This window comes from Actinophytocola sp., assembly GCF_045807065.1.
Lineage (GTDB): Bacteria > Actinomycetota > Actinomycetes > Mycobacteriales > Pseudonocardiaceae > Actinophytocola.
Genome location: NZ_JBJMIE010000167.1, coordinates 1 through 5,607, shown reverse-complemented (window position 1 = coordinate 5,607; position 5,607 = coordinate 1). Strand labels below are relative to the sequence as shown.

5 protein-coding genes and 1 pseudogene are annotated in these 5,607 nt (G+C 72.1%); 1 reads left to right on the top strand and 5 read right to left on the bottom strand.

From position 1 onward, the window contains the following. From ACJ73U_RS09700 to ACJ73U_RS09690, 3 genes and pseudogenes are all read right to left on the bottom strand, one after another. Positions 1-222 (bottom strand): annotated as a pseudogene (locus ACJ73U_RS09700) (hypothetical protein); the annotation flags it as partial. 1 nt (position 223) lies between these two features. After that, entirely contained in the window at positions 224-1,126 is a 903-nt protein-coding gene (miaA, locus tag ACJ73U_RS09695; protein ID WP_407777217.1) for a tRNA (adenosine(37)-N6)-dimethylallyltransferase MiaA, read from the bottom strand. Further along, positions 1,123-1,824, bottom strand: a complete 702-nt coding sequence (locus tag ACJ73U_RS09690) for a class III extradiol dioxygenase subunit B-like domain-containing protein (protein WP_407777216.1) — start codon at positions 1,822-1,824, stop codon at positions 1,123-1,125. The genes miaA and ACJ73U_RS09690 overlap by 4 nt, the downstream gene beginning before the upstream one ends. A gap of 229 nt (positions 1,825-2,053) precedes the next feature. Here ACJ73U_RS09690 and ACJ73U_RS09685 point away from each other — a divergent pair, with 229 nt between their 5' ends. Continuing rightward, complete coding sequence (locus ACJ73U_RS09685) at positions 2,054-3,370, top strand: DUF349 domain-containing protein (protein ID WP_407777215.1); 1,317 nt, start codon at positions 2,054-2,056, stop codon at positions 3,368-3,370. A gap of 281 nt (positions 3,371-3,651) precedes the next feature. On the opposite strand, the gene ACJ73U_RS09680 is transcribed toward ACJ73U_RS09685, so the two are convergent. Further along, positions 3,652-4,122, bottom strand: a complete 471-nt coding sequence (locus ACJ73U_RS09680; protein ID WP_407777214.1) for a hypothetical protein — start codon at positions 4,120-4,122, stop codon at positions 3,652-3,654. Then, entirely contained in the window at positions 4,119-5,591 is a 1,473-nt protein-coding gene (gene miaB / locus ACJ73U_RS09675) for a tRNA (N6-isopentenyl adenosine(37)-C2)-methylthiotransferase MiaB (protein ID WP_407777213.1), read from the bottom strand. The genes ACJ73U_RS09680 and miaB overlap by 4 nt, the downstream gene beginning before the upstream one ends. Between the last annotated feature and the right edge of the window lie 16 nt (positions 5,592-5,607).

Sequence of the window (5,607 nt, the reverse complement as noted above, 5' to 3'; positions counted from 1 at the left end):
CCAGTCGGCGTCACCCGGGACGACCCCGGCCTGCGCGAGCGCCGAGACCGCGACCGGCGTGCCGGCCCGCACCACGCGCAGCACGCCGTCGGCGCCGAGCCCGGCGCGACGATCGCAGAGGGCGGCCGCGAGCTGCGGGGTCAGGTCGAGCGCGCCCTCGGGGTCCGGCAGCAGCACGAAGTCGTTCTCCGTGCCGTGCCCCTTGAGGAACGGAATACCCACATCACCAGGCTAGCGCCGCGGCGACCAGGTCCGGCCGGGTGGCATCGACCCAGTTGACGCGCTGGTCGCGGCGGAACCACGACCGCTGGCGGCGGACGAACCGCCTGGTGGTCTGCGCGGTCGCGGCGGCCGCGGCGGTCATGTCCTCGTCGGCGTCCAGCTGGTCGAGCACCTGCTGGTAGCCGAGCGCCCTGGACGCGGTGCGACCCGTTCGCAGGCCCTCCTTCTCGAGCCGGCGGACCTCGTCGACCAGCCCCTCGGCGAACATCCGTGTCACACGCAGGTCGACGCGGCGGTCCAGCTCCGCCGTGGCCAGGTCGAGGCCGACCTGGACGGTGTCGTAGCGGGCCGGGCCGGGGCGGGGCATGGTCGCGGAGAACGGGCGACCGGTCAGCTCGATGACCTCCAGCGCGCGGACGATCCGGCGGCCGTTGCTCGGCAGGATCGAGGCGGCCGCGGTCGGGTCGAGCTTCGCGAGCCGGTGGTGCAGCCGTTCAGCACTGCTGGCGGACAGCTCCTGTTCGAGGCGGGCGCGGATGTCCGGGTCGGTGCCGGGGAAGTCCAGCTCGTCGAGGACCGCGCGGACGTACAGCCCGGAGCCGCCGACCAGGATCGGGACGCGGCCGGCGTCGAGGAGCCGTTCGACGATGGCGCGGGCGTCGCGCTGGTAGGCGGCGACGGACGCGGTCTCGGTGACGTCGAGGACGTCGAGCAGGTGGTGCGGCACGCCGCGACGCTCGTCCGCCGCGACCTTGGCGGTGCCGATGTCCATGCCGCGGTAGAGCTGCATGGCGTCCGCGTTGACGACTTCACCACCCAGCTCCTCGGCCAGCGCGACGGCGAGCGCGGACTTGCCGGTGGCGGTGGGGCCGACGACCGCGATCGGCCGCATGTCCCGCGTCATGTCACTGGGTCCAGCACGGCCAGATGGTAGGCCACGCCGAACGGCACGAGCAGCCGCGCGTCGGCCGTCCACCGGTCCTGGCCCATGGCGCCGGCGAGCACCTGCCACGGCGCCCGACCGGCGGCGCCGAGCTCGTCCGCTAGCTTCGGGTCGAGCGCCTGGAGGGCCTTGGCGTCGGCCGACCGCAACGCCTCGTGCACGGCGGCGTCGAACGGGCTGGCGCGGTCGTCCGACCGTCCCGGGGCCCCCTCGCCGTGCCGGTGGGAGCCGTCGCCGGCGATGAGGAGGCCGACCTGCGCGGGCTCGGCGGCGAGGCGTTCGCCCAGCGCGTAACAGTCCTCCGGCGACAGGTCAGGTGGTATGAGGTGCATGGTCACCTCGGTCGCGCCGGCGTGTTCGCGTAACCAAGCCGTGACCAACGCGGACAGCGGCATCGCCGGATCAGGTGACGACGTCGCGGTATCGCTCATCCGGACCGGGACGTCCACGCCGAAACCCGCGAACGTGCCGGCGGCGTCGGGTCCGAGCCTGCCGACCGGACCGGTGCCGACGGCGAGCCAACGCGGTGCGGCGCTGGTCAGACGGGTCGCGACGGTCAGGCACGCTTCCCGGACGGCGGTCACGTCCACGTCGGCGCCGACGACCAGCTCTGGCACCAACAGGGGCGGGTGCGGCACGACGGCGGCGCGGACGATCACGTGCCCGAGGCTACCTACTCACCCACCGATGTGAACTCTCCGGGCTCGGGACGTCACCCTGCGCTTCCAGTGGCGGTCCGGTGTCGCCGCTGGAGTACCGAGGCGCCGCATGACCTGTTTGAATGCGCGCGTGCGCCGTGCGAATTCACGCGCGCGACGCGATGAGTGCCAGGCCCCGCGAGAGCGGGGCGCCCGCGCGACGCGGGCACGCCAGCGGGAGGAACGGGCCATGCCGGACAAGGAAACGAACACCACCGCGGACGAATCGGCCGCCCCTGCGCCGCTGCCCTCCGCGCCTACTCCCGTGGCCCCGCCGGTCCCACCGGCGTCGACCCACCCGGAGAAGTGGGGCCGGGTCGACGCGGACGGGACCGTGTACGTGAAGACGGCGGACGGGGACCGCGCGATCGGGTCGTGGCAGGCGGGTGAACCGGCCGAGGGGCTCGCGCACTACGCGCGCCGGTTCGACGACGTGCGCACCGAGGTCGAGTTGCTCGAGGCCCGGCTCAAGGCCGGCTCCGGCGACCCCAAGCACAGCCTCACGAGCGCGAAGCACATCAAGGACAGCCTGACCGACGCCGCGCTCGTCGGCGACCTGGACGCGCTGCAGGCGCGGGTGGACCACGTACTCGCGCGCGCCCAGGACGCGGTCGACTCGGTCAAGCACGCACGCGACGAGGCCCGCCAGGCCGCGACCGCGCGCAAGCAGGAGCTGGTCGAGGAGGTCGAGAAGATCGCCGAGTCCTCCACGCAGTGGAAGGCCGCCGGCGACCGGCTGCGGACGATCCTCGACGAGTGGAAGACGATCAAGGGGGTCGACCGCAAGACCGACGACGTGCTCTGGAAGCGGTTCTCCAAGGCGCGCGACACGTTCAACCGGCGCCGGGGGTCCCACTTCGCGGACCTGGACCGGCAGCGCGCGTCGGCCAAGGACCGCAAGCAGGAGCTGGTGCGCCAGGCCGAGGAGCTGTCCGACTCCGACGACTGGGGCGGCACGGCCGCGGCCTACCGCGAGCTGATGAACGAGTGGAAGGCGGCGGGCCGGGCGCCCAAGGAGGCGGACGACGTCCTGTGGCAGCAGTTCCGCGCCGCGCAGGACAAGTTCTTCAGTCGCCGGTCCGCGGTGTTCGACGAGCGTGACGCCGAGCTGGTGGAGAACGGCAAACGCAAGGAAGCGCTGCTCGCCGAGGCGGAGAAGATCAACCCGGCCTCAGACCTCGACCAGGCGCGTGCCCAGCTGCACCGCATCCAGGAGAGGTGGGAGGAGATCGGCAAGGTCCCGCGCGAGCGGATCCGCGAGCTGGAGGGCCGGCTGCGGTCCATCGAGGAGAAGGTCCGCCAGGCCGCCGACGCCCAGTGGCGCCGCAGCGACCCGGAGGCCGAGGCACGGGCCGCCCAGTTCCGCGAGCGGGTGGAGCAGTTCGAGGCCCAGGCGGCGAAGGCCCGCGCGGCCGGTGACAGGCGCCGCGCCGAACAGGCCGAGGCCCAGGCCGCCCAGTGGCGCGAATGGCTGGCGGCAGCCGAGAACGCGGTAGCCAGCCGCTGACCCACCGCGTGTCCAACGCCCAGAACCCGCGTGTCCAACACTCCCGACCTGCGTGTCCGACCCGCAGAACCCGCGTGTCCGACCCGCACGACCGCTGAGTTCGACAAACGTGGCCAGGAGCCTTGGTCACATTTGTTGAACTCACGGGTCCGGGGCGTTGGACACGCGCGTCCGGGGCGTTGAACTCACGGGTCCGGAGCGTTGACCTCACGGGTTCCGAGCGTTGGACACGCGCGTCCCGAGCGTTGGACACGCGGGTCCGGGGCGTTGGACTCGCGGGGTTAGCTGCGGGAGGCGGCGGTGCGTAGCCACTGGATGGCGATGGCCACCATGGCCACCACCGCGATGATCAGGCCGACGCCCGGGGAGTTGCCGGAGGACTGGCGGGACCAGATGGCCAGGATGCCGTCGACACTCGCGAACCAGCCGCCGGCCGCGCCGACCCAGGCGAAGACCCACCGTCGGGTGACCAGCGTCAGGGCCGAGGCCAGCACGCCGAACAGCACCGAGGTCAACGAGAACAGGCGCGGGACCATCGACGCCTTGCCGGTCTCGTGGCCGATCAGCACCTCCAGGCCGGACGAGCCGTTCATCCACGGCAGGATCAGGCCCACCAGCAGCACGAACACGGCGATGGCGATCACCAGCGCCCGGCCGCCCAGGTCGATCGTGCGGGACGCGCGGCGGCCGACCTCCTCGATTTCCTGGCGCAACTGCTCGTTCTCGCCAGAAGGCTGCTCCGAATCCGTCATCTGACCGCGCATCCACCCACCGCTTCGCTCGTGACCGCCGGCGGGCCGAACGACGGCAGGCCCAGGCCGACGCCGGACGTCCGGGGCCGGATGCCCTCCTCGTAGTTGTCGCCCGCGCGGGTCCGCCGGTGGGACACCAGCGCACCGTCGGCCACCAGGTGGTGCGGGGCGCCGTAGGTGATCACGGTCTCGACCACGTCACCCGGCCGCACGTCAGCGGTGCCGGGGGCGAAGTGGACCAGGCGGCCGTCGCGGGCTCGGCCGGACATGCGGCGGGTGTCCGCGTCCTTGCGGCCCTCGCCCGTCGACACCAGCAGTTCGACCTTTGTCCCGACCAGTGCCCTGTTGGCCGCCCAGGACACCTCCTCCTGCACCGCGATCAGCCGGTCGAAGCGCTCCTGGACCACCTCCTTCGGCAGCTGGTCCGGGAGCACGGCGGCCGGTGTGCCCGGGCGCTTGGAGTACTGGAACGTGAACGCGGACGAGAACCGCGCCGCCCGCACGACGTTCAGCGTCTCCGCGAAGTCCTCCTCGGTCTCGCCCGGGAAGCCGACGATGATGTCCGTCGTGATAGCGGCGTCCGGCATCGCGGCCCGCACCTCGTCGATGATCGACAGGTACCGCTGCTGCCGGTAGGACCGGCGCATCGCCTTCAGCACGCGGTCGGAACCGGACTGGAGCGGCATGTGCAGCTGGTGGCACACGTTCGGCGTCTCGGCCATCGCCGCGATGACGTCGGAGGTGAAGTCCTTGGGGTGCGGCGAGGTGAACCGGACCCGCTCCAGGCCCTCGACGGAACCGCACGCCCGCAGCAGCTTGCCGAACGCGTGCCTGTCGCCGAACTCGACGCCGTAGGAGTTCACGTTCTGCCCCAGCAGGGTGACCTCGAGGACACCCTCGGCGACCAGTGCCTCGACCTCGGCCAGCACGTCACCCGGTCGGCGGTCCTTCTCCTTGCCCCGCAAGGACGGCACGATGCAGAACGTGCAGGTGTTGTTGCACCCCACCGAGACCGACACCCAGCCCGAGTAGGCCGAGTCGCGGCGGGCGGGCAGCGTCGACGGGAACGTCTCGAGCGACTCCAGGATCTCCACCTGGGCCTCGGCGTTGTGCCGGGCGCGCTCCAGCAGCACCGGCAGCGCGCCGATGTTGTGCGTGCCGAACACGACGTCGACCCACGGCGCCTTCCTGACGATGTCGCCGCGGTCCTTCTGCGCGAGGCAACCGCCGACGGCGATCTGCATGCCCGGGTTCGCGAGCTTCGTCGGCCGCAGGTGGCCAAGGTTGCCGTACAGCTTGTTGTCCGCGTTCTCGCGGACCGCGCACGTGTTCAGCACGACGACGTCTGGCATGCCGTCGCCGGCGGCCGGCGTGTAGCCAGCGTCCTCGAGCAGGCCGGCCAGCCGCTCGGAGTCGTGCACGTTCATCTGGCAGCCGAACGTGCGTACCTGGTAAGTGCGAGTGCTCATCTCAGGAACCGAGGGT

Coding starts and splice junctions, on each gene's coding strand:
- miaA (WP_407777217.1), bottom strand. CDS start 1,126: ATGACGCGGGACATGCGGCCGATCGCGGTCGTCGGCCCCACCGCCACC.
- ACJ73U_RS09685 (WP_407777215.1), top strand. CDS start 2,054: ATGCCGGACAAGGAAACGAACACCACCGCGGACGAATCGGCCGCCCCT.
- ACJ73U_RS09680 (WP_407777214.1), bottom strand. CDS start 4,122: ATGACGGATTCGGAGCAGCCTTCTGGCGAGAACGAGCAGTTGCGCCAG.
- miaB (WP_407777213.1), bottom strand. CDS start 5,591: ATGAGCACTCGCACTTACCAGGTACGCACGTTCGGCTGCCAGATGAAC.